The sequence below is a fragment of the Propionispora sp. 2/2-37 genome, assembly GCF_001298735.1.
Classification (GTDB): domain Bacteria; phylum Bacillota; class Negativicutes; order Propionisporales; family Propionisporaceae; genus Propionispora.
The window spans coordinates 125,208-146,850 of record NZ_CYSP01000001.1 but is presented as its reverse complement, the minus strand read 5'-3'; the positions used below and the strand labels follow the sequence as shown (position 1 = coordinate 146,850).

General features: G+C 43.0%; 27 protein-coding genes. 2 read left to right on the top strand and 25 right to left on the bottom strand.

The annotated features are described in order from the left end of the window. Positions 1-11 precede the first annotated feature (11 nt). The 19 genes from P22_RS00780 to P22_RS00690 all read right to left on the bottom strand — a co-directional run bounded on the left by P22_RS00780 (position 12) and on the right by P22_RS00690 (position 15,987). On the bottom strand, positions 12-299 hold the full coding sequence (locus P22_RS00780) for a late competence development ComFB family protein (RefSeq protein WP_054258299.1): 288 nt from the start codon (positions 297-299) through the stop codon (positions 12-14). 13 nt (positions 300-312) lie between these two features. After that, positions 313-810: a hypothetical protein gene (locus P22_RS00775; protein ID WP_054258298.1), complete on the bottom strand. Its 498-nt coding sequence runs from the start codon at positions 808-810 to the stop codon at positions 313-315. A gap of 10 nt (positions 811-820) precedes the next feature. After that, a complete protein-coding gene (locus P22_RS00770; protein WP_054258297.1) occupies positions 821-1,363 on the bottom strand; it encodes a PilW family protein in 543 nt (180 codons plus the stop codon). An 8-nt stretch (positions 1,364-1,371) separates the two neighbouring features. After that, the gene (locus P22_RS00765) at positions 1,372-1,827 is read right to left on the bottom strand and encodes a type IV pilus modification PilV family protein (RefSeq protein ID WP_054258296.1); all 456 of its coding nucleotides are present in this window, start codon (positions 1,825-1,827) and stop codon (positions 1,372-1,374) included. An 18-nt stretch (positions 1,828-1,845) separates the two neighbouring features. Next, positions 1,846-2,292: a prepilin-type N-terminal cleavage/methylation domain-containing protein gene (locus tag P22_RS00760; RefSeq protein ID WP_069972732.1), complete on the bottom strand. Its 447-nt coding sequence runs from the start codon at positions 2,290-2,292 to the stop codon at positions 1,846-1,848. Between the two features lie 16 nt (positions 2,293-2,308). After that, complete coding sequence (locus tag P22_RS00755) at positions 2,309-3,052, bottom strand: prepilin peptidase (RefSeq protein WP_054258294.1); 744 nt, start codon at positions 3,050-3,052, stop codon at positions 2,309-2,311. Positions 3,053-3,063: 11 nt separating this feature from the next. Then, positions 3,064-3,462 (bottom strand): type II secretion system protein, encoded by a 399-nt coding sequence (locus P22_RS00750; protein ID WP_054258293.1) that lies wholly within the window; start codon positions 3,460-3,462, stop codon positions 3,064-3,066. 27 nt (positions 3,463-3,489) lie between these two features. After that, positions 3,490-4,710 carry a type II secretion system F family protein gene (locus P22_RS00745; protein WP_054258292.1) on the bottom strand — a complete coding sequence of 407 codons (1,221 nt, stop codon included), beginning with the start codon at positions 4,708-4,710 and terminating at the stop codon, positions 3,490-3,492. A gap of 39 nt (positions 4,711-4,749) precedes the next feature. Continuing rightward, complete coding sequence (locus P22_RS00740; RefSeq protein WP_235814506.1) at positions 4,750-5,796, bottom strand: type IV pilus twitching motility protein PilT; 1,047 nt, start codon at positions 5,794-5,796, stop codon at positions 4,750-4,752. Further along, positions 5,793-7,457, bottom strand: coding sequence for a GspE/PulE family protein (locus P22_RS00735; RefSeq protein ID WP_069972727.1), 1,665 nt, complete (start codon positions 7,455-7,457; stop codon positions 5,793-5,795). Before P22_RS00735 ends, P22_RS00740 begins: the two co-directional genes overlap by 4 nt. A gap of 33 nt (positions 7,458-7,490) precedes the next feature. After that, positions 7,491-8,345: a shikimate dehydrogenase gene (locus P22_RS00730; RefSeq protein WP_054258291.1), complete on the bottom strand. Its 855-nt coding sequence runs from the start codon at positions 8,343-8,345 to the stop codon at positions 7,491-7,493. Between the two features lie 153 nt (positions 8,346-8,498). Further along, the gene (locus tag P22_RS00725) at positions 8,499-9,035 is read right to left on the bottom strand and encodes a YqeG family HAD IIIA-type phosphatase (protein WP_255351770.1); all 537 of its coding nucleotides are present in this window, start codon (positions 9,033-9,035) and stop codon (positions 8,499-8,501) included. Between the two features lie 15 nt (positions 9,036-9,050). Continuing rightward, positions 9,051-10,169: a secretin N-terminal domain-containing protein gene (locus P22_RS00720; protein ID WP_216598010.1), complete on the bottom strand. Its 1,119-nt coding sequence runs from the start codon at positions 10,167-10,169 to the stop codon at positions 9,051-9,053. Positions 10,170-10,272: 103 nt separating this feature from the next. Further along, on the bottom strand, positions 10,273-10,764 hold the full coding sequence (locus P22_RS00715) for a hypothetical protein (RefSeq protein ID WP_216598009.1): 492 nt from the start codon (positions 10,762-10,764) through the stop codon (positions 10,273-10,275). Between the two features lie 515 nt (positions 10,765-11,279). Then, the gene (locus P22_RS00710; protein WP_054258287.1) at positions 11,280-12,239 is read right to left on the bottom strand and encodes a hypothetical protein; all 960 of its coding nucleotides are present in this window, start codon (positions 12,237-12,239) and stop codon (positions 11,280-11,282) included. Positions 12,240-12,250: 11 nt separating this feature from the next. Next, on the bottom strand, positions 12,251-13,531 hold the full coding sequence (locus P22_RS00705; RefSeq protein WP_054258286.1) for an FAD-dependent oxidoreductase: 1,281 nt from the start codon (positions 13,529-13,531) through the stop codon (positions 12,251-12,253). A gap of 121 nt (positions 13,532-13,652) precedes the next feature. Then, positions 13,653-14,186: a spore maturation protein gene (locus tag P22_RS00700; RefSeq protein ID WP_054258285.1), complete on the bottom strand. Its 534-nt coding sequence runs from the start codon at positions 14,184-14,186 to the stop codon at positions 13,653-13,655. A gap of 5 nt (positions 14,187-14,191) precedes the next feature. Beyond that, a complete protein-coding gene (locus P22_RS00695; protein WP_054258284.1) occupies positions 14,192-14,785 on the bottom strand; it encodes a nucleoside recognition domain-containing protein in 594 nt (197 codons plus the stop codon). 50 nt (positions 14,786-14,835) lie between these two features. After that, positions 14,836-15,987: a D-alanyl-D-alanine carboxypeptidase family protein gene (locus P22_RS00690; RefSeq protein WP_054258283.1), complete on the bottom strand. Its 1,152-nt coding sequence runs from the start codon at positions 15,985-15,987 to the stop codon at positions 14,836-14,838. A 208-nt stretch (positions 15,988-16,195) separates the two neighbouring features. Between P22_RS00690 and P22_RS00685 the strand changes: the two genes are divergently transcribed. After that, on the top strand, positions 16,196-16,384 hold the full coding sequence (locus tag P22_RS00685; RefSeq protein WP_054258282.1) for a hypothetical protein: 189 nt from the start codon (positions 16,196-16,198) through the stop codon (positions 16,382-16,384). A gap of 67 nt (positions 16,385-16,451) precedes the next feature. On the opposite strand, the gene ytfJ is transcribed toward P22_RS00685, so the two are convergent. From ytfJ to P22_RS00655, 6 genes are all read right to left on the bottom strand, one after another. Beyond that, a complete protein-coding gene (gene ytfJ / locus P22_RS00680) occupies positions 16,452-16,898 on the bottom strand; it encodes a GerW family sporulation protein (protein WP_054258281.1) in 447 nt (148 codons plus the stop codon). Next, the gene (locus tag P22_RS00675) at positions 16,891-17,571 is read right to left on the bottom strand and encodes a DUF2953 domain-containing protein (protein WP_054258280.1); all 681 of its coding nucleotides are present in this window, start codon (positions 17,569-17,571) and stop codon (positions 16,891-16,893) included. The genes ytfJ and P22_RS00675 overlap by 8 nt, the downstream gene beginning before the upstream one ends. A 128-nt stretch (positions 17,572-17,699) precedes the next feature. Next, positions 17,700-18,227, bottom strand: coding sequence for an SMC-Scp complex subunit ScpB (gene scpB / locus P22_RS00670; protein WP_054258279.1), 528 nt, complete (start codon positions 18,225-18,227; stop codon positions 17,700-17,702). Next, complete coding sequence (locus P22_RS00665) at positions 18,227-18,967, bottom strand: segregation and condensation protein A (protein ID WP_054258278.1); 741 nt, start codon at positions 18,965-18,967, stop codon at positions 18,227-18,229. Before P22_RS00665 ends, scpB begins: the two co-directional genes overlap by 1 nt. Before the next feature lie 5 nt (positions 18,968-18,972). After that, positions 18,973-19,959, bottom strand: coding sequence for a tryptophan--tRNA ligase (gene trpS, locus P22_RS00660; RefSeq protein ID WP_054258277.1), 987 nt, complete (start codon positions 19,957-19,959; stop codon positions 18,973-18,975). Between the two features lie 14 nt (positions 19,960-19,973). Beyond that, positions 19,974-20,588, bottom strand: coding sequence for a site-2 protease family protein (locus P22_RS00655; protein WP_054258276.1), 615 nt, complete (start codon positions 20,586-20,588; stop codon positions 19,974-19,976). A 254-nt stretch (positions 20,589-20,842) separates the two neighbouring features. Here P22_RS00655 and P22_RS00650 point away from each other — a divergent pair, with 254 nt between their 5' ends. Further along, complete coding sequence (locus tag P22_RS00650) at positions 20,843-21,580, top strand: DUF4363 family protein (RefSeq protein ID WP_054258275.1); 738 nt, start codon at positions 20,843-20,845, stop codon at positions 21,578-21,580. The last annotated feature ends 63 nt before the right edge of the window (positions 21,581-21,643 follow it).

Here is a 21,643-nt window from a genome sequence, read left to right as displayed (position 1 = left end):
TTTGACTATCCTTAACATAAATTTTTTTCGCCGTTTTGATGCAGAGGTACTTTCCCAACGATTTTAGCGGCGTTAGTAATGGCAATAACAATATCGGCTGTAAACTGCTGTTCCAACGACATTGTTTTGGTATAGGCTTCCCCCTGTCTCGTAACGATATAGCGTGGTGGTAAAAAATTCAAAGCAAGTGCTGCAATATCGGCACGACACTTGGCACAATGACAAATATGTTCCTGATTAGCAAGCACATCATCCAATCTTGAAAAAACCAAATCTTCCATGCAGTTTCTTACTTTCATAAGAACACCTCCTTTAATCACTCCATGCTGTAACCACAACTCTATAGTTATAATTAAGCTGACCGGAACCCGTCAGCGTATTCTCCGGTTTGTAGGCAGCACTATTTTCTCTCCTATCCTGCGGAACTTTTTCTCCAGAATTGTAAGCAAGTGTATAAGATGCACTGATTTGTCGGCTCGCCCTTCGTACCGTACCCGTCGACACAAGTTTTTGTGCCGATGTATTTACATATACCTTATAATGGCCTTCTCCCAAACTCCCCTTTCCGCCTGCCCACGAAGGATCTTTTGCCAGTCGACTGAGAGCCAGCTTAGCACCCGCTTCTGCCAGATACTGAGCCGCAATGCCGTCGGTATAATTCGCAGCAAGCAGCCATTCCGATATGCTGATTCTTAACATAGCACTGCCCAATCCCAGCAAAAGCATCAAAACGATCAGCACTACCGCCGCCACCATTCCCTTTTGACCTGGCATTTTTTCAAACATCACACGAAGAGATTGCCGGTTCATACACTCACCTTTATGACTGTACAAGATTTAAACACAGCACCGTCGTTCTTAGGTGCCCGACAACTTTTTTTGAATTCTTATCAAGGATATCAAATTCAATCGTTATTTCACGCGGCGACAAGGGATTTCGCGAAAATGATAAATTTGCCACCGTTTCCTCGGTTAACGGCTGGCTTGTCCCCGGCACACTACGATAAATCGTATTTTTGTTTTCCCCCTGGCTGTTGCCAAGAAGAAAAATGATCGACTTTTTCTTGGCCATTTCTCCGGTAGGATTATTGATGTCCGGAGCTTGAAAATTGGCAATTCCCGACTTGCTTCCATTTTCAACAGGTAAATAAACATAACTGGTGTAACGCATTTGACGGACCATATAGTCCATAGCAAAACGTGCGGCCTGTCGTGATTCCATCTGTCTCTTTTCCTGATAGGAAAGCTGAAAAAAGTGATTGACCATGGGAAGTACGGCGGCCATAAGCAACGCAGACAAAAACACGCTGAGCAAAACCTCAATTAACGATAATCCATTTTGGGGATTTCCACCAACTTCCATTCTACCACCTACAATTCTCTGGCTGGATAAGGCGATAAAATTCCGCCATATAAACAAAATGTCTGTAAAACCACTTTATGCTGACGCCCCTGTTCCTCCCACACTACATTAATCCGCAGTTCCCTCAGACCGTCATCCGGTGACGCTTCGAAACCACGCACCTCCCCGCTACGGATATAACGGATAGTTTCCCCCGGGTATACAATACTTTCCGCCATAATAGAATAAGGATAAGTATTTACACTCCCCCATTCGGCAACCGGCTTATTTTCCTCAATCGCTCTTTTTATATCTTCCATCTTCTCTTGTGCCAGATTTACCGCAATAGTCGAATGATATGCGGACTGATTTAAACGACTGGATTTTAAAACGGGAAACGAAATAACTAGCAAAGAAAAAAGAAGTAAAACAGCAATCAAAATATCCAGCAGCAAAAAACCACTTTGATTTCTGGAAGAAGTCATCGGCTTATTCTCCCCATATTAATCAGTTTTGTCACTAATACGTACCCGGCCAATGGCGCCTTCTACCAGCACGTATTTTAATTTTTTGGTTTTATTGCTGCGCAAGGTAATCGAATAACCGCTTTGCGGAGCACCACTGGCAGAAAATGCAACATAGCCGGGCGGCACCCTTAACTCAACTGAATTATCAAAACGAACAGATTTTACAGCAATTGTACTGCTTGTAATATAATACCCATAAGGAGAACCATTTCGAAAAAACATATGATAATATTTACCCGGTGGAGAGTTAACGGACAGTTGCTGCAAATAACGAATATCCGAAGCCAGCAGTCTAGCAGCATCTTCTAATTGCCTGTCCGCCACATGTTTAAATAAGTTGGGAATGGCTAAACCGGCTAAAACAGACAGAATCAGTAAAGTAATCAACACTTCCATAACGGTAAATCCTCGTTGCTCCTGCATATGTTCTCCCTCACCTTTAAAATAGGCTTGTATACCAATCCAAAATTTGGGATCCATACAGCATACTAATCCATGCACCTGCAGCCAAAAAAGGGGCAAACGGAATGCCGTCTTTCCTATTTTTCAACTTACATAGCAATAGTGCCGTTGCCATCATTCCACCCGAAACAAAAGCAAGAAACAGTGTTAACAGTATGGAGGGAAATCCCGACCATAAGCCTAGTACAACTGCCAATTTTACATCGCCGCCACCTATTCCGCCTTGACTAAAGACGCCAGTTAGAAAAAGTGCACCGCCACCGGCGCAAGCCCCTGCTAACCGGGAAGCCAGCTCCGGCACAGGCAGGAAAATCAGTCGCAGCAAGGCACACACTGCCAGCCAAATAAGGACTTTATCTAAAATGAGTTGGTAATCATAATCAATCCAGGCGATGATAATCAAAAAAGCTGTTAGGAGAAATGCGTCACATGCCAAAAGAGCAGAGTCTAATACATGAAAACTCCATACAAACAAACTACCGGTCATCAATTCAATCAGAAAATACCGCCCAGGGTAAGGCTGCTTACAATAACGGCATTTTCCTCTTAAGAAAAGATAACTTATTAGTGGAATCAAATCTGCCATTTTTAGTGTTGTTTTACAATTCGGGCAATAAGATGCCGGATGTACGATGGACTGCCGTAAGGGTAGGCGCTCAATACATACCGTAAGAAAACTGCCAACAATTACTCCCACTAAAAAAATAAAACTATGCTCCATATATCTGTTCTCTATTTACTTAAATCTTCGGCAGTTTTTCCATCAATCGTCGCCCGTCCGGAACTAATGGCGTATTCCTTGTCCTTAATTTCCGTATTCTTAATTTTGGTAAGTTTGCCCATTGCTGTTGGAGGCTCGGGAAACTTTCCCGATGCAAAATAATCTTTTAACACTCCGGGCTCAGTAATCGCAGCAGGTTCGACACCATTGGCAGCAGCATATTGTTGTATGGCACTGTCGATAGATTGTAAGTCCGCTAGCACCTTCCCTCCGTTAGCGATAGCAGTAGAGTCCACATATTTAGGAACAGCTATGGAAGCCATGACACCCAATATAGCTATGACGACCAGTAATTCAATTAAAGTAAAACCTTGCTGCTCTTTTATATGTTTTTTAATTACGGAAATCATTGATAAGCATCTCCCCCCACAATCTTTTCACATGCTTCCTATATTGGTCAAGGCATCCATCATAGGCAGTATAACGGTAAGCACGAGGCTACCTACCGTTACACCTAAAAAAATGATAACGAACGGCTCAATTAATTTGGCTAAACGTGTCACCATCTCATCCACTTCGTTCTCGTAATACTCAGCGATTTTTTCTAGTATTTGATCCAAATTCCCGCTTTCTTCACCTACAGTCATCATTTGAAGCATCATCGGTGTAGCCGCTTCCCAGTTAGCCAGCGTTTTCGTAAACCCTTTTCCTTCTCTTATACCGTTTTTCATTTTTAGTAAATCTTCCTCCAGCTGAAGATTACCCAGCACTTTTACAACTGCATCAACTGCCGTAAGTAAAGGAATTCCTCCCTGCTGCAGAATACTTAATGTTCGGCAAAAGCGTACAATAATGATTTTGCGTACAAGCCTGCCTGCTAACGGTAAATGAAAAATCAGATGATCCCGCCACCGGCGTATGCCTTGCTTTTGACTTCCCCATTTTGCCATATAGATCAAAAGAATCAATAAACAGGTCCAGAGCACCCCATACTGCTGAACCCCCCAGCTAACCCCAAGCAACACTTGTGTTGCAAAGGGTAAGGCAATATGTAAATCTTCAAGAATTAGAATAAACGCGGGAAGAACGTACATAAGAATGAAACCAATGACCAAAACAGCCGTTCCAAGAACGAAAGCAGGATATATCATGGCCGTTTTTATTCTTTCATTTAATTTATGCTCTTTCTCAAAATGAATTGCCAGTCTTTCGAGTATTTGAGTAAGAACGCCCGTTATTTCTCCTACTTCGATAAGATTTACCATAATATACGGAAACAGTTGCGGATAACTTTTTAAGGTCTCGGATAATGCGTCTCCCTCTCTAACCCGCTTATATATTGTCTGTAAAGCCTCTTTCAGGGCATCATTTACCGATTGTTGCATAAGGATTGCTAAACAGGAAAGGATCGGCACGCCGGCATTAAGCATAATGGCCAATTGCCGGCAAAATACAGCCAAGTCTTTACTTGCAAGACAACGACCATACAAGCGTTTTTTTATTTCGCCGATAATCGTTTTGTCCTCTTGTAAAAAAGTAATGAAACACCCCTGTCTGCGAATATGAGCTGCCGCAGCCGTTTGATCTTCCGCCAATATTCTGCCGGAAAGAAATTCTCCCGACCGATTACGTGCCCGATAAAAAAAACTTTTGGCCATCTTTTTGTCCCCCGTTTACTACGACAGTACCTGGAAAATTCAACTATTGGATACTCGGCTACGTAAATCCTGATAACTGATAATTCCCTGTAGATACAACTCTTGTAAGGCAGTATCCATGGACTGCATGCCCTCCTTCCTGCCAGTCTGCATAACGGAAAGAAGTTGATTGCTCTTTCCTTCCCGGATTAGATTGCGCACAGCCGGGGTTGCAACAAGAATTTCTAATGCCGCGACCCGCCCTAATTGATTGTGACGTGGAATCAATTGCTGGGAAATAATTCCCAGCAACGTAAAGGCTAGTTGTACACGAACCTGGTATTGCTGAGCCGGAGAAAATACATCAACAATCCGGTCAATGGTTTGGGGAGCATCCCCGGTATGAAGAGAAGCAAGTACCAAATGTCCGGTTTCTGCAGCAGTAACCGCCGTTTGAATAGTTTCCAGATCCCGCATCTCTCCAATTAAGATAACGTCCGGATCTTCCCGTAATACAGCCCGCAATGCCTGAGGAAAAGATTTACTATCTCCGGGGATGGCTCTTTGATGAACAATGCTTTTTTTATGCTGATGGACATACTCAATCGGATCTTCCAACGTTACAATATGACAGCACCGCTCAGAATTGATAAAATCAATCATCGCTGCTAGTGTGGTTGTTTTACCGCTACCGCTGGGTCCGGTTACCAGTATTAACCCCCGAAGGCTACGTGCCAGTGTCTTCAGGCTTTCGGGATAACCTAAATCATCAATTGTCCTAATCATCTCACTAATGACACGGACAGCAAGTGCCGGAAATCCGGAGTGATGAAAAATGGCTACCCGGAAACGGCCAACTCCCGCAAGCGCTAGGGAGAATTCCAAATCCCCCTCGACAGAAAGATACCGTCTCTGCTCCTCATTGGTAATTTGCTGTATTAAAAATATAATTTCTTCCCGGGAAAGAGCCGGTTGCTCTGCCCGTATTAAGGAACCATGAATCCGAAAAACCGGCGGCAAATCCATTGTGATATGGATATCGGAAGCACCGCGCCGGACTGCCTCCCTGAACAGGTTAACCATCTCTATAATCCTCTGTTTTATCATACATTGGCGTAGGCCACCCGCACGACTTCTGAAGCGGTAGTAAGTCCGTTTATTGCTTTGGCTATGCCATCTTCCTGCATGGTTATCATCCCTTCGGAAACAGCCACCGCTTTTATTTCATCCAACGACAAACGCTCACTTATATGCCTGCGCAGCTGCGGAGATAACAGCATAATTTCGTGAATAGCCATACGTCCCCAATAACCGGTGTTGCCGCACCGCGCACAGCCTGTCCCCTGTCGCAAGGAATGTGCTGCGGGAAACATTTCCCGTTCCGGAGAGTCAACTGCCGGAAAATAGGCCGTACTGCAAGCAGGGCAAACCAGTCTCACCAAACGTTGGGAAATGACCCCGATTACGGCAGCTGCCACCAGAAAAGGCTCGATTCCCATATCCACCAGCCGGGTTATTGCACTGGGAGCGTTGTTGGTATGTAATGAACTCAATACGAGTTGTCCTGTTAAAGCCGCCCGAACAGCCATATCGGCCGTTTCCCGGTCCCTGATTTCCCCTACCATTACAATATTGGGATCCTGACGCAAAATTGCGCGTAATCCGCTGGCAAAACTTAACCCGGCTTTATGATTAACCTGAACTTGATTAATTCCTTCCAGCCAATATTCGACCGGATCTTCTATCGTAATAATATTTTTTTCCGGCGTATACAGCTCTGCCAGTGTAGAATACAATGTTGTTGTCTTACCGGACCCGGTAGGTCCGGTAACAAGCAGCATACCATAAGCCTGAGAAAATAGCTTCCGGTATCTTAACAGATTGTCCGTAGAAAATCCTAATTTGTTAAGATCCAGTAAGATTTCTTTTTTATCCAATATCCTCATGACTACTTTTTCACCGAAAATAGTCGGTAACGTGGAAACACGAATATCTATCGTTCGCCCATTTTCTGTTATTTGAAAATGGCCATCCTGTGGAATACGCTTTTCCGCAATATCCATATTACTCATAATTTTTATACGAGACAGAATTACGGCATGAATATTTATTGGAAAGGATGAAATCTCCCGCAGCATGCCGTCAATCCGAAAACGTACACGGAGATACTTCTCTTGCGGTTCGATATGAATGTCGCTGGCTCTGTCCCGCACAGCTTGATGAAACAGATTATTTACAATGGTGATAACCGGAGCATCATCTGCCGCCTGCAGCGACATTTCCTGGTGACTTTTCTCAAACTGCAACCGGTCAACTGCCTTTTCGATCAAGTCACCAATACCGTAAACCCGGCTGATAGCCTGCATAATTTCTCTTTCTGTCGCAATTACAGGCACTACTTCATAACCGGATACCAGCCTCACATCATCAATAGCATAAAAATTTGTTGGGTCAGCCATGGCTAAGGTTACTGTCCGGTCTTTTTTATGTATGGGTATCACTTTGTACCGTTCCGCCATACTTCCGGGAATAAGAGCAGCCGCCTCAGAACTGATTAATACTGCATTAAAATCAACACGCCCAATCCCCAGCCGTTCTGTCAATATTTCAATCAATTCTTCTTCCGCTACATACTCAAGTTTTAACAGTATTTTCTCAATACTCTCTCCTGTTGATTGCTGAACACGCAACGCATGCTCCAACTGCCTTTGCGTTACCATTCCAGACTCAGCAAGCATTTTACCAATGCGGTTACCATCTTCCACCATGAGCATCACCTCAGAAGCGGTATGTATAATAAACTACCTGGCAAAGGATTCACGAAAAACCCGATACATAGTGTTTCGCGGCGCCTGACAACTTGTCCAAAGGGAAAAAGCCAAAGCTCCCTGTTCAACCAGCATACCATCCCCTGTAACAATGGTATGTCCCAATCCAGCGGCTTTTTTTAGAAAAGACGTATACAGAGGATTATATACCAGATCGCATACAACTATTTTCTTGTTGATTGCATCCCAATCAACAAAAGGTTGCCCCTCTATTTTCGGCGACATTCCCTGTGAGGTACAATGAATAAGAATATCACAGGCTGCCAGACGGTCTGCAAACTCCCTTCCCGCTTCCCATGGACAAAAGGTTACAGCCGCTGGTTTTGCAAAAAGGTTCAAAAACCGTGCCGCCTTTTCTTGGTCACGAGCCACCAAAACAATATTGGCAGTTTTATGCTGTAAAAGACCATGAACCACAGCCCGTGCTGCACCGCCAGCTCCCAAAACTATTGCTCGTTTGCCTTTTACTTCTATTCCTTTTACCAGAAGTGACTGAATGAACCCTTCGGCATCGGTATTATAGCCTGTACAAATTTTGTTCCGGATTACCAGTGTATTAACCGCACCCATAGACCGTGCACTTTCGTCTATTTCATCCAAAAAAGGAATTACAGAAACCTTATGCGGAATAGTAACATTTGCTCCTGCAAAACCAAGCGCTTTCAGACCGGCAACTGCATCTTTCAGATGGTCAGGGCTCACCGGGAGCGGAAGATAAATGTAGTTTAAACCAGCAGCGGCAAATGCCGAATTTTGTATAAGCGGTGACTGTGAATGCTCTACAGGCCAACCTAAAATACCGATTTTATTTGTTTTCCCATTAATCATATGATAATCCCTACTCTCTCTTTAGTTGATTGACCTATAAGCCGAATTCGCATTTGTTAACGACTTCATGCTTTTCTTGTAATTTGCTCGTTCAAATAATCATCCGCCTGTTGCTTCGTAACATACATTTTTCGTTAACTTATATAATCATAATCAGAAATTGATCATGCCTTCGGCCTTAAGCTTATTTAATAGTTTTTTCTCAAGTATACGTGATATTCGGGTAGTAGGGAACTCTTTTGTACTCAACGGCTCCACTAATATGGTAAAAAGGCCGGCGCGGTTGCCGCCAAGAATATCGGTAAATAATTGATCTCCTATTACTGCTACCTGTTCTGGATGCAAATTCATTTTATCAGCAGCTTTTTGAAAGCCTCTTATAGAAGGTTTACACGCCCAGGCAACATAAGAAGCAGAAAGTGCTGCCGCAAATTGGCAAACCCTCTTTTCGTAACTGTTGGAAACCAGACAAAAAGAGAATTCTTCGGCTTTCAGCCGGGAAAACCAGACGGAAATATCTTCTGGAATCCGCGCTCCCCCCCAGGGAAGAATAGTATTATCCAAATCAAAAACCAGCCCTCGGATCCCCCTCTGTTTGAACAATTCGGGCTTTATATCGGATACAGAATCAACTTTCATGTTTGGACAAAAAAGGTGATAAGGCAATATGGTTGAAAAACCTCCCTTCACTTAAGTTCGCTACTGTTATATTATATGAGGAGTTAAAAAAATGATTATTTCTGAATTACTGCCTGTACGCTGCACATTTTTAAACAGGTTCCCTAAAATCGGAAAATCACTAAAAAAGGGAACTTTACTAATAGTTTCAGAAGTTTGACTGCCAATAAGCCCGCCAATAATCATGGTCTCACCATTTTTCATGCTAACATAAGTTTCCGCTTCCCGGGTAGTAATCTGATACTGTTTTGTATCCGCAACCAGTTGCGGTGTACTGACTTCGGTATGAACCTTGGCAGTAATGCGTCCGTCATTCCCTATTACCGGAGTATAGGTCAGCTTAATACCGGTATCCAGATAAGTGGTGGAAATAGAAGTTGTCCCATTCGCTACAGTTTCTGTCTGTACCGGGATGCGATCACCAATCAGAATACGAGCTTCCTTCCCGCTGACCGTAGTAACTTTCGGTCTTGATAATACTTTGGCATCCCCCTTGCTTACCAAAGCATTGATTTTAGCCGAATAATAAAATTCATAGGGTAGTCCTTCCGGTGAACGGCCATATTGTATGATCCCCGGATAACCATCCCCCACCGGAGTATGACGGGTTATTGTCGCCGGACTGGTTATTTTCCCACTGCTACCGTCACTCGTAGGAGGTTGATATTCATAGGTCTTAGGAAATTCATCCCACTCCCATTCAATCCCCAGTTGTTTGGTAGCCGCCTCACTTATGGCAATCACTTTAGCTTCCAATTCTACTTGTTGCAAACGTACATCTAAGGCTCCAATAATTTGCTTTATTCTCAGCATCCCTGTCGGTGAACCGGCAATAATCAGCGCATTGGACTGTGTGTCTGCCTCAATTTTTAACTTTAACGCATCCGCTGCCGCACCGATAGATTTTTTTACATCCTCGGCATTGGCATATTGCAGTCTTACAACACAAGGTTCAGCAATATCGGAACGTTCAAAAATAACCGCATTTTCCGTTTTCCGGTAAAGTAACCCTTTCGTTTGAGCAATTAAATCAAGAGCCTCCTCCAGGGAAACATGGTCAAGCCTGATTGTGATACGAGGAGATTCCTTAGCAACCGACTCATCCACAACTATATTAATATCGCCTAGAACAGAGAGGGTATGCAAAACAATACGAATATCCTCCTGAATGAAATTCAGGCTAATGGTAGAAGAACTACCCTGGCATACAGAAACCTGGAAAATTAAAAGGATGACAATGAATACACTTTTATTCCGCAGTTTTGCTGATAAGACCATTGCCTCTATCTGTCCCTTCCGTATTCACAAAATCTGCTCCCGACAAATTACTGCTTAACAACAGCTTCTGCCGACCCAACGGACCGATCACGATTACTGAATCTTCTGTAATTTCTTCAATCCGATAATTACCGACAGCTTCGCCCGGACGATAGCTTTTAACCGTGGTGCCGTTGTTAATAACGGCCAGCTTTTGCTTGTCTCCCAGCGCAATACCGGTTACCGTAAGATCGGCTAGAACAGAAGAGGCTTCCCTTGCCGGAGAGCGTTCCTTCTCTGATGTATTTTTTTCGGAAATACCCAATGCATTCCCTTTCTCTTCTTTAGCAAAAACAGGTACGAATTCCGGGGGGATAATAAAGGGGTTATGCCCATTCTTGAGTTTCCCGCCGGGAGAAATAGTCCTCGCTGAAGGTAACGGTTTGGCCGTTATCTCCTTAGCCGGAGCTGGCTTCCGTTCCATTTTTATATCCGGAATGAATTGCTTTTCTGCCGTTGTTCCAACACTTCCAAAAATAAAAAAATATAACAGTACACTTACCGTCATACCCGCACAAAAAGTAAAAAAAATTGGCCTGTTTTTATTTCCAACTGACACTAAACTGCTTCTCAAAGTTTTCACCCATTTCTTTTGAATCGACTAGCCGACAAACCCTGCCGATTATTAGTTAAAGCCAAAAAGGTAATAAAAAACCATCTTGCGTTCAGATGGTGGATGGTTATTACATATAATGTTCATATCTCCAGAATTGATTATTCATTTATAGTATCTATTTATTATGATTAGCCAAAATCCTCCATTTGTCAATAACTAGTTTTGTAACTATTTGTCGTTTGCAGTATTTTTTTATTCAACGAAGTAAAAAGTTACAAAATTCTTAGATAATCTTCTTGTTGATTATACAAATTACACACAAAAAACTGCCTAAAACTTTCTTTATTTTACAAAAGACCCCGGACAAAAAGCCGGGGCCTTTATTACTCAAATACCAAGTCATCTATTTGCGTCTGAACTTTGCATAATTTCACTTTTTCGCCATCATGTCCTTCTCTTTCACAACTGCCACAAATACCTTCACCGCAACACATGGTAGCATTGTTTGTTGCCGCCATAGGAATATTAAGATTTACCGTTTGCATGGCAGCAATGACAGCCTGATGCTGCTCATCCGGCCCGGCACTAACCACTAAATCCGGGTTACCTGGCAATAATGCTTCCAGTACATCCATCCCGTTTCTGCGCATGGAAGAAACACTATGTACAGTAACGCCTATAGCCTGCAGGGAATCTGCGATAAAAATTTTCTTTACCCTTCCGGGGGCTAAAACTGCCGTAACCTGATTGTCATTTTTAACCAGTTGTTTTATGATTGGCAAAGCCGGCGCCTGACCAATCCCGCCGGCAACGATCAACGTCTTGCCGCCCGTAAGATTTTCAACCCAGGGCTGACCGAAGATGCCGTTATAATAAGGACCTTTGACTACTACCCGCCTATTGCCCTCAGAAAATAAACGAGCTGACTTAGACCCAACAACTTCTATTGCTACTTGAACCTTATTGTCGTTAATATCCATGATGCCAACCGGAAAATGACAGTAAACGGCATCTTCCGGGCGTCGCAGAAAAACAAAAGCTCCTATCTTTTTCAGCTGTTCAGCCAACAAATTCGAAACGGTAAATTCAATAACAAATGTATTGCCGGCTATTATATCCAGAACACTGTATTCTATTTCTTCCTCTATCCGTTGTACTGCCTGCCTGGTATGAATTGTTTTATTCCAGTATTTTTCATATAACACACAAATCCCGCACCAGTTACAATCGCACGTATATTTTCCGTTCAAGCGGCTACAAAAAACACAATGATTCGTTTCAGCCAATAAACAAGGACAGTACTTTGTATTCAGATCAATGCAGCGCAAATGTATATTCCGCATGGTCATACCTCCTAAACCAAACATCCGCTGAAAATATCACCAAGCCCGGCTGCAACGACCCGCTCGCTAATTTCTAGCCGGTTAACCGAATAAAGTCCCATCTCCTGCATCCGTGCAAAATATAGTCCACCCGAGAAGGTATAACGCATTTTTTTACCTTCTTCCTGCAGCATTTGCCCATGAATAAAGGAGATAAAATCCCCCACCGCCAAGGTCCGGGGGTAAGTCAGATAACGCATATCCAGCCCATAGCGGACGGCATTATGTCCTGCCAGCAGTCCGGTGACAACGGCCTCCGTATGCCCCACTAAAATCATTGACTTCTCTCCAGAACAAAATAAGTTATCGACACCGTCAACTTTCAAGGTATCATCACAGGGGGCAATACCTAAATACCTCATAGAATTCCCTATCCCACCGGCATACGGATCCTCAAATCTGACCCTTTCCAAGCCGGCAATGGATCGTAAATCTTCCAGGGGGAAATACGGTGTCATCAATTTTGCATGACCGGTATCTAATAGAACCAGATTTTCCGCATATGCGGGTAATGCATATTGCGAACACGCTTTTTTAGCTAAAGAATTTTTTTTCCGTAATTTTTCCGGAATAGGGAGAATTACCACGCCATCACTTTCCAACTGTAAACGTATTTCCTCACTTAATGAATCCTTATTTAATTTACAGGAACCACTCATCGCACCAAAAGATCCGTCAGCTCTCTGTCCAAGTATTTCTTTTACATCGGCTTTAGCAGTGACGCTGACACGCGGTCCAAAAGACGGGCAACGCAATACGCACATTGCACAGCCGTTACCGTACGTCAGACAGTTACCCATAGACCCTGCGGTTCCCGTAGCGTCAACAAAAGCATCGCCCTTTACTAATTCACCGCTGTCTAACAGCAATGCCTGCAGTTTTTTTCCATACTTTTGGACATCAATAATACGTGTCATCATCCGTATTTCCACGCCGTAATTCTGCAGTATTTTTTTTACCAGTGGCTCCATTGTCGTTACATCATAGAATGACGCATGATTATGTCCGGGAAACTGAATTCCCTTATGGCGGCTATTTGCATCCATCGCTACAAACAAATCGCCCCCACCCATGGCGATAGCTTCTTCTGCCGCAGTATAACGTCCATTATTGCGAAATATGCCGCCAACCAGACCTGTACCCAAGAGCAAATCCGTACGTTCGATCAGCAAAACTTGAGCACCGGCTTTGGCTGCCGATAGCGCTGCTGCACAGCCTGACCAGCCACCTCCGGCGACAATCACTCTAATCACGGGCACCCCTCCATTTCTCATTGCACACTACAGTCTATTCAGCATCGAAATAAATGTCACTTTAAAACTAACAAAACACCGCCGGCAGCTATAACTACCGGCGGTGTTTTGTTAGTTTCAGTCAAAACAGTTGATTACAAATATATATTGCCCCCAAAAAACCTACCAAATCACCCAGTAGGCCGACAAAAACAGAATAACGGGGATTTTGAACACCAACCGCCCCAAAATAAACGGTTAAAATGTAAAAAGTTGTATCTGTACTCCCCAGTATCGTTGATGCCATCCGCCCAATCATTGAATCCGGTCCATGGGTATGTAACAATTCGGTCGTGATCCCCATGGCACCCGTACCGGAAAGGGGCCTCAAAATAGCCAGCGGAAGTAGTTCAGCAGGTACCCCGATGTTGCTTAACAGAGGCTGGAGCAATGAGGTAAAGACCTGTAGAGCACCTGAAGAACGGAATATATAAATGGCCACCATCATGGCAACTAAAAACGGCAAGATGCGTACCGACGTATGAAAACCATCGACCGCACCTTCTACGAAAGCCTCATAAACCTTAACTCCGCGCAGTATCCCCACCAGAGGAATCATTAATAACAGAACGGGAACAGCCCAGAGGGAAAGTTGTTCGCAAAGGTTTGCAAACATGCCATCTACCTCCGTTCACGCAGGTTATAAAACAGTCGGAAGATTCGGTCGGCGATGACTACTGTCAATGTGGCACTAAAACTGACGATTAAAGTAGCACCAATAATTTCGCCCGGATTAACTGATCCCGCAGCAGCACGCAAAGCAATAATAGTTGCCGGTATTAGAGTAAATCCAGCAGTACACAATGCCAGTAAAGTACACATATTAGCCGAGGCTGTTTTCCTGTTCCCGTTCAGCTTTTGTAACTCCTGCATTGCCTTAATTCCCAGCGGCGTAACCGCATTTCCCAGCCCCAGCATATTGGCACTCAGTGTCATAATAATAGCCCCCATTGCCGGATGTTTATTAGGAATACCCGGAAATAACGCACGGACTAAAGGGCCGAGCACCACAGCAAAAAAATGGATCATCCCCGCTTTTTCCGCAATCTTCATCATGCCCAGCCATAAACACATTACTCCCATTAGCTTAAACGCCAGCATCACGGCTGCTTCTGCTCCACTTATTGCACTTACCGCAACCGTTCCTATATTGCCCTGCAATCCGGCATAGATAATACCGCTGGCAATTAAAAACAGCCACATAAAATTAATCATACGCACCACCTCTTATGAACGTATGACTGATAACAGCCGGGTAGAACAGGCTAGGCGAAGTTATGCAGAACAAAAGTAAAGATATTCCACAAGGAACTCCACACCTTGGTAAAAAACGACTTATGTGCAACCGCTTCTACCGCAACCAGATCTGCTGCTGCAATTTCTTTATCTTTATAATAAATACGGACGACACCCAGCTTTTGTCCTGAATCCAGAGGTGCCTCGACTTTAGACTCCACATCGATAACCGTATGAATTTGATTTTTTTCCTCCTCTGTAACCGGTATGTTGATATCAGCTGACGTCATAAGCTGAACAGATTTTGCCTCACCATTACTTACCGCTACCGTTTTTAAAATATCGCCCTTTCGAAAAACGGTCATCAGACGCACTTGTTTAAAGCCATAATCCAACAACACCATTGAATCGTCCCACATTCTTTCACTGTCTAAAACAACCGCTACCAACTGAATACCATGCCGCTGCGCTCCCGATACCAGGCAACGGCCGGCAGCATCGGTATAGCCGGTTTTTACACCATTAGCCCCATCATATAGCCATAATAATCTATTTTCATTATAGAGATCGCGGTCATGCTCCTTACCCGGCCAAGGAATGATGATGTTTTTGGTACTGACTATCTTGCGGAATTCATCATTTTTATATCCATAAGCGGCAATCCGGGCTAAATCATGAGCCGTGCTGTAATGATTCGGATCGGGAAGACCACTGGAATTGGTAAAATTAGTACTAACCGCACCAATCAGATGGGCTTTCTCGGTCATTAGCTTGGCAAATTCATCGACTGAGCCGGAAATATGCTCCGCTACAGACACGGTAGCATCATTGCCGGAGACCAGCATGATACCATATAACATGTCTCTCATCGTTAAGGTTTCGCCTTTCGACAGCCATAAGGACGATCCCTCTGTATTAGCAGCATTTTCACTGGCCGTTACAATATCATCCATTTTCCCATATTCAAGGGCCGTAATCAGTGTCATTATTTTTGTAGTACTGGCCGGATAACGCCTTTCTTCAGCATCTTTGGCATAAAGCACCTTTCCCGTCATTGCTTCGATCACAATCGCCGATTTTGCTGTTATTTCCGGGGGAGCTTCTGCAGCCTTACAAATATTTCCTGAAAATACATTAACTACTATAACAAATAAGCATATGGCGATATTGGTTTTCATCATAAATCCTCTCAATAATAAATTAAATAAACAATAAAACAGTTACCAAAATATTATATCTATCTTTTGCCCTTCCGTCAAAGCTGTCATACATGATTATGAAACGACCAGGTAATAATACAACTGCCAAACGGATTAAAGAAGCCTATTATGCAAATTTTAAACTTATTCAAATTGATCACCAGATTTCTCAATAAAGGAGGTGAAACACTTGGAAACTCTGAATGTTAAAACAGCCCTGCGTAGTACTCTCACCCAAAAACAAGAGCTGGTGCGTGACTATCAAACATTTGCTGATAAAATCAACGATCCAAGTATTGCAAAAATGTATAAACACTTTGCCGAAGCAGAAGCCCTGCATGCCACTCAGATAAAAGACAAACTGGATACAATTGATTAACTTCTAGCCCCTGTATAAGCCGGCTATAAAAAAGAAACCGACATGCGGTTTCTTTTTTATAGCCGGCTTACGCCTTTGCTTCAACAGATTGTGTTTCAGCTGTTTTTGCCAGTTCATTCAGTTGGTCATCTTTCGGTGTATGTCGGAGCATTCCCTGTATTTTGTCAATCGCTTGAGGAACCATATCAATTAAGCGATCTAAAACAATATCTCCCTCAACAGGCATGAATCTCACTTCATTTTTGGAAGAACAAACTAGAAAACCGACTGGTTTTACACTAACTCCCGCGCCACTCCCACCGCCGAAGGATTGTCCTTCTACCTGTTTTTCCGTTTCTGCCGGCTCAAAATCTCCACCGCCAGCCGCAAAGCCAAATGCTACACGTGAAATAGGTATGATGACTGTTCCATCCGAAGTTTCAACTGCATCGCCTACAATGGTATTTACATCTACCATGTCCTTTATACTTTCCATAGCCGTTTTCATTAGCCCCTGAATGGGATGCTCAGCCACTGCCCCTCGCCTCCTTCTCCTTAGTATAGACTATACTCCAGATTGCAGTTATAACATTGCCAAGTTTTAATCTGAATATGCAATGAAGCTCTATTTCCAAAATCTGCCGGTCAAAAACCGGTGTTATTCGTAAAGAAGGTTTTTGCATAAATCTTATCCGTTTAACGGCATAATGTAAAAAACATTCTGTTACATTCCAGGCAATACCATAGATCATACCGGTCAAGGCTGCATCATAAACCCCATAGCGGACATGCCAGGATAATTGTTCACAGCTTAGTCCCCTGGAAAGTTTACTCATAAACAATTTATATTTAAACAAGTAATTGTTAGCATCTTTCCACATAGCTATCAACTGCGGTATACTGGTAAAATACTTTTTTATAGATCTATGCACAAATCGCTGTTCTCTTTTCGAATAAGTTTTAACTGAGTCAGCATTATCTGGCGTCTCAATTTTTGTTTTAATCAATTCCGGTCGGTTATTGCTTTCCCACTCAATAACCGGAACCTCCATAGTATAAGAAAATATATGTTTAAATGAATACACACTAACGACAAGATGATCGTTATTGCGAACACGCTTATAGGTTAGACTGATATAAACATTACTCATCCAGAGCACATATAGTAACATCATAGTTTCAACAACTATGATCAGCCAAATTTCCATCCATTCCCCTTCTCAGCAAACCATATTTATTGCTCTTTTTATTCTCAACCAGGATGGTTTTTTTTATGTAAAAAACCTGCAAAATGCGCTGTTACTACATTGTGCCGCCCTAAATAAAAAAACAGTCATTATGACTGTTCCAAAGCTACAAATTCAGCCAGATCCGGCAAACGATCCAAGCTATTTAAACCAAAACAAGTTAAAAACTCTTCCGTCGTTCCATACAAAATAGGACGGCCAATCGCCTCTTTGCGACCGACTTCCCTGACTAACCGGCGCTCCACCAACATATTTACCACACCCTCGACTTTAACGCCGCGGATACTTTCAATTTCCTGTTTGGTAATAGGCTGTTTGAAAGCAATAATCGCTAATGTTTCCATGGCGGCCATGGATAGTTTTGTCTCTTGTATATGCCCTAGTTTTTCCAAAACAGGAGCAATCTCCGGTTTGGTACACAATTGATAGCCATTGGCCACCTTGGTAATTACCAGCCCCCGGCTATCTTCAAGCATTGCCTCATTCATTTGTGCAATTAAAAGTTCAACCTGTTGTTCCGGTATATCAAGAAGAGAGGACAGCTTGACGACAGGGACGGGATCACCGCTAACGAATAATATCGCCTCGATATGACCCTGCAAATGAGTATAAAACATCAGAAGTCCCCTCCTGTACTAGAATACCCTTCATGATTAAGTATGATTTGTATTGGTTCAAATCCTCTCGATTGGTGAACGATAACTCTTTTAATTCTGATTAATTCCAGTAAAGCTAAAAAAGCGACAATCAACTCTGAACGGGTCCCCTGCCGAATTAGCGTTTGCTCAAAATCAATCTTTCCATCATAGCGATGCAATAACATAACTATGTCCTGCATCTTGTTCTGAACACTAATCTCTTCCCTGTCCACAACGGCAAAATCGTCTCGCGCACTTTCCCAGACAGTAACCAGCGCTGCAATCAGACGGTCTATGGAAAGGCCCTGCGGCAATACATATTGAATATCAAAGTGCTGCGGCAAGCGAACAAAATATTTTTCCCTCTCCCATTTTATTTTTTCCAGATACTGGGCAGCTTGTTTAAATCTCCGGTACTCAAGTAGACGGTCGACCAACTCCCGACGCGGATCCTCTTCATCCTCTTCTTCCATTGTAACGCGCGGTTGTCGCGGCAAAAGCATACGCGACTTAATTTGTAACAGATTAGCAGCCATAACTAAAAATTCACTGGCGATATCCATATTAAATTCTTGCAATTGGTTCAGGTACTCTATATATTGCTCCGTGATAAGAGAAATAGGTATATCATAAATGTCAATTTTATTTTTTTCGATTAAATGCATCAATAATTCCAGCGGGCCCTCAAAGGCTTCCAGCTTTATTTTATACGCTGCCATAGGAACTATAGATTCATGGCCTGACGCACTTCCTCCATGGTAGCTGCTGCTACCACTCTGGCCCGTTCGGCGCCAAAAGTCAAGATTTCTTTTACTTTCCCTGGATTCGCCTCCAAACTACGACGTCGGGTATGGATATCGGCTAATGCACTAACCATTTGTTCCGCCAGTCGTTTTTTACACGCAACGCAACCAATGGTGGCCTCACGGCAGCACTTTGCAATTTCCCCCACTTGGTCTTGACTAAAAATTTTATGAAACGTATACACCGTACACACATTGGGATTGCCGGGATCCGTCTTTTTCACCCGCTGTGGATCAGTAACCATCTGGCGTACCCGGTCACGCAGCTCATCCGGACTGGCTGCAAAGGGAATTTCATTGCCATAGGATTTGCTCATTTTCCTGCCATCAATACCGGGCAGCAGCGATGCCTTGCTGAGATAAGGTTTGGGTTCCGGGAAAATCGGCCGGTACAGATGATTAAACCGGCGCACAATCTCACGGGACAGTTCCAAATGAGGCAATTGGTCCTCGCCCACAGGAACTGTATCCGCTTTATAGAGTACAATATCCGCCGTCATTAATTCCGGGTACCCCATAAATCCATAAGTATTAATATCTTTTCCCTGAATGCCAAGCTGTTGCAATTTATCTTTGTAAGTCGGCACCCGTTCCAGCCACGATAGTGGCGTCATCATTGATAAAAGTAAATGAAGTTCGGCATGCTCCTTCACGTGTGACTGGACAAAAATCACATTTTTTTCCGGATCCAAACCCGCGCTTAACCAGTCTAGAGCCATATCAAAAATATTCTGTTGTAGATTTTCGGTATTTTCATAAGAAGATGTAAGTGCATGCCAATCTACAATACTAAAGAAACATTCATAATTCTGCTGTAATTTAACCCAATTATCCAACGCCCCCAGATAATTTCCCAAATGGAACTTGCCAGATGGCTGCATACCGCTGAAAATCCGACCCTTTATCATAAAATCTCCTCCTGTTACAAAAATAAATGCAGTATCGTATTCAAAGAAAAAACGGACATAATCGGGGTAAAAATAAATCCAATAATATTAAAATACAACAAAAACATTAAAATAAAAAAACCATATGGTTCTATTTTATCAAATAGGTAGGACAGACGATAGGGTAATAGACTTGACAATATTTTTGATCCGTCCAAAGGCGGCACCGGCAGTAAGTTAAACAAGGCAAAGCCAAGGTTGAACTGATAATTATAAGCGATCAGCTTAAATGCCGTTAGACTCAGCAAGGAAACCTTATCCAAAAATACAAGCAAAATAACGGACAGGATGGCCATGATTATATTGGCAGCCGGACCGGCAAAGGAAACCAGCATTGTCCCTTGACGATAGTTATCAAAATTATTAGGATTAATCGGTACCGGTTTTGCCCAGCCGAATTTGAACAACCACAACATAATCAACCCCCAGGGGTCCAGATGCGCTATAGGATTCAGCGTAACTCGCCCCTGATAAAGCGGTGTATTGTCCCCCAGCCATACAGCCACCCGTGCGTGAGCGTATTCATGAAAAGTTAAGGCAATAAGCAAAGCCGGAATAGTAAAAATCATATCAGGATTAAAACCAAACACTCTGTTTCCCCCTTGTTGGTAATTCACAGCAGAACGATTACCAGTCATTTTTTTATTTTGTCATATTATCCAGAGATTAGCAAGCTTTGTGCAAAAAAATTTGCAAAATTACCGCATTCCCCTGAAGGTACTATCTACGCTTGAATAAATTTTATCTCTCTGCAAAATCTATATATACTACAGACACCACCTAAACCAATATTATCCGGTCACCCAGTAATCCTAAAATATCGCATAAAACCGAAGGAGAAAACATGAATAAACCAACAAAAAAAATGTGTGTCTTGCTTCTCTTTTGTTTATACACTCTAAGCGGCTGCAATATGCTGACACCAGCTCCCAAACCGGATATTGGCCCAGCCGGCAAACCGGTAGAATCTTTGCCTAATCCGCCCCTGCAGGAACGTTTTTGGTCACCTCCTGTCGAACTATATGATCTTGAAGGTACAGCAGGAGTTATTTTTGAAGGGATAATCAAAACAAATTGGCCCCAGGCAAAAGAAGGAATCATCAATTTAACAACATTGTGGGAAAAAGTTCAACCCGTCATCGCTGGGAAAAAAGGTGTAAAAGAGGCAGATGAGGCAATAAACGACTTAACTATGTCAGTACAACAAGAAAAAGCCAGTCAGGCATATGATGCCCTGAACAAATTTATGGGCAGTATCAGTGACATTGGAAAATCTTATAAGTTGTCGCCCCTGTCCGATATTATTGCCGTGGGTAATGCGATCCGCAGTGCAAGCTTTTATGTAGAGGATAAGGACTGGAGCAAAGCGGCAGCCAAGGCAAAAGCCCTGGAAGATACTTGGGGGCAAGTAAAAACCAGTATGGAAAGCATCGGGATTATGGGCGAACTGGTAAAAGCTCATTCGTCCATTAAACAAATGAGAGATGCGGTCAATGCTGAAAATAAAGGAGCCTTTGAGGAACAAATTGCTAATATTAATGATAGCATGGGGCGGATTCGCCATTTTTTCCGCGGCAAATAAAACCAAAGGCTTCTATGGCAGGAACATTAACTGTCATAGAAGCTTTTCTATTATACTTTTAGA

Coding starts and splice junctions, on each gene's coding strand:
- P22_RS00780 (WP_054258299.1), bottom strand. CDS start 299: ATGAAAGTAAGAAACTGCATGGAAGATTTGGTTTTTTCAAGATTGGAT.
- P22_RS00775 (WP_054258298.1), bottom strand. CDS start 810: ATGAACCGGCAATCTCTTCGTGTGATGTTTGAAAAAATGCCAGGTCAA.
- P22_RS00770 (WP_054258297.1), bottom strand. CDS start 1,363: ATGGAAGTTGGTGGAAATCCCCAAAATGGATTATCGTTAATTGAGGTT.
- P22_RS00765 (WP_054258296.1), bottom strand. CDS start 1,827: ATGACTTCTTCCAGAAATCAAAGTGGTTTTTTGCTGCTGGATATTTTG.
- P22_RS00760 (WP_069972732.1), bottom strand. CDS start 2,292: ATGCAGGAGCAACGAGGATTTACCGTTATGGAAGTGTTGATTACTTTA.
- P22_RS00755 (WP_054258294.1), bottom strand. CDS start 3,052: ATGGAGCATAGTTTTATTTTTTTAGTGGGAGTAATTGTTGGCAGTTTT.
- P22_RS00750 (WP_054258293.1), bottom strand. CDS start 3,462: ATGATTTCCGTAATTAAAAAACATATAAAAGAGCAGCAAGGTTTTACT.
- P22_RS00745 (WP_054258292.1), bottom strand. CDS start 4,710: ATGGCCAAAAGTTTTTTTTATCGGGCACGTAATCGGTCGGGAGAATTT.
- P22_RS00740 (WP_235814506.1), bottom strand. CDS start 5,796: ATGATAAAACAGAGGATTATAGAGATGGTTAACCTGTTCAGGGAGGCA.
- P22_RS00735 (WP_069972727.1), bottom strand. CDS start 7,457: ATGGTGGAAGATGGTAACCGCATTGGTAAAATGCTTGCTGAGTCTGGA.
- P22_RS00730 (WP_054258291.1), bottom strand. CDS start 8,345: ATGATTAATGGGAAAACAAATAAAATCGGTATTTTAGGTTGGCCTGTA.
- P22_RS00715 (WP_216598009.1), bottom strand. CDS start 10,764: ATGGAACGGAAGCCAGCTCCGGCTAAGGAGATAACGGCCAAACCGTTA.
- P22_RS00710 (WP_054258287.1), bottom strand. CDS start 12,239: ATGCGGAATATACATTTGCGCTGCATTGATCTGAATACAAAGTACTGT.
- P22_RS00700 (WP_054258285.1), bottom strand. CDS start 14,186: ATGTTTGCAAACCTTTGCGAACAACTTTCCCTCTGGGCTGTTCCCGTT.
- P22_RS00695 (WP_054258284.1), bottom strand. CDS start 14,785: ATGATTAATTTTATGTGGCTGTTTTTAATTGCCAGCGGTATTATCTAT.
- P22_RS00690 (WP_054258283.1), bottom strand. CDS start 15,987: ATGATGAAAACCAATATCGCCATATGCTTATTTGTTATAGTAGTTAAT.
- P22_RS00675 (WP_054258280.1), bottom strand. CDS start 17,571: ATGGAAATTTGGCTGATCATAGTTGTTGAAACTATGATGTTACTATAT.
- scpB (WP_054258279.1), bottom strand. CDS start 18,227: ATGTTTTATACTCATTTGCAGGGTCATATCGAGGCGATATTATTCGTT.
- P22_RS00665 (WP_054258278.1), bottom strand. CDS start 18,967: ATGGCAGCGTATAAAATAAAGCTGGAAGCCTTTGAGGGCCCGCTGGAA.
- trpS (WP_054258277.1), bottom strand. CDS start 19,959: ATGATAAAGGGTCGGATTTTCAGCGGTATGCAGCCATCTGGCAAGTTC.
- P22_RS00650 (WP_054258275.1), top strand. CDS start 20,843: ATGAATAAACCAACAAAAAAAATGTGTGTCTTGCTTCTCTTTTGTTTA.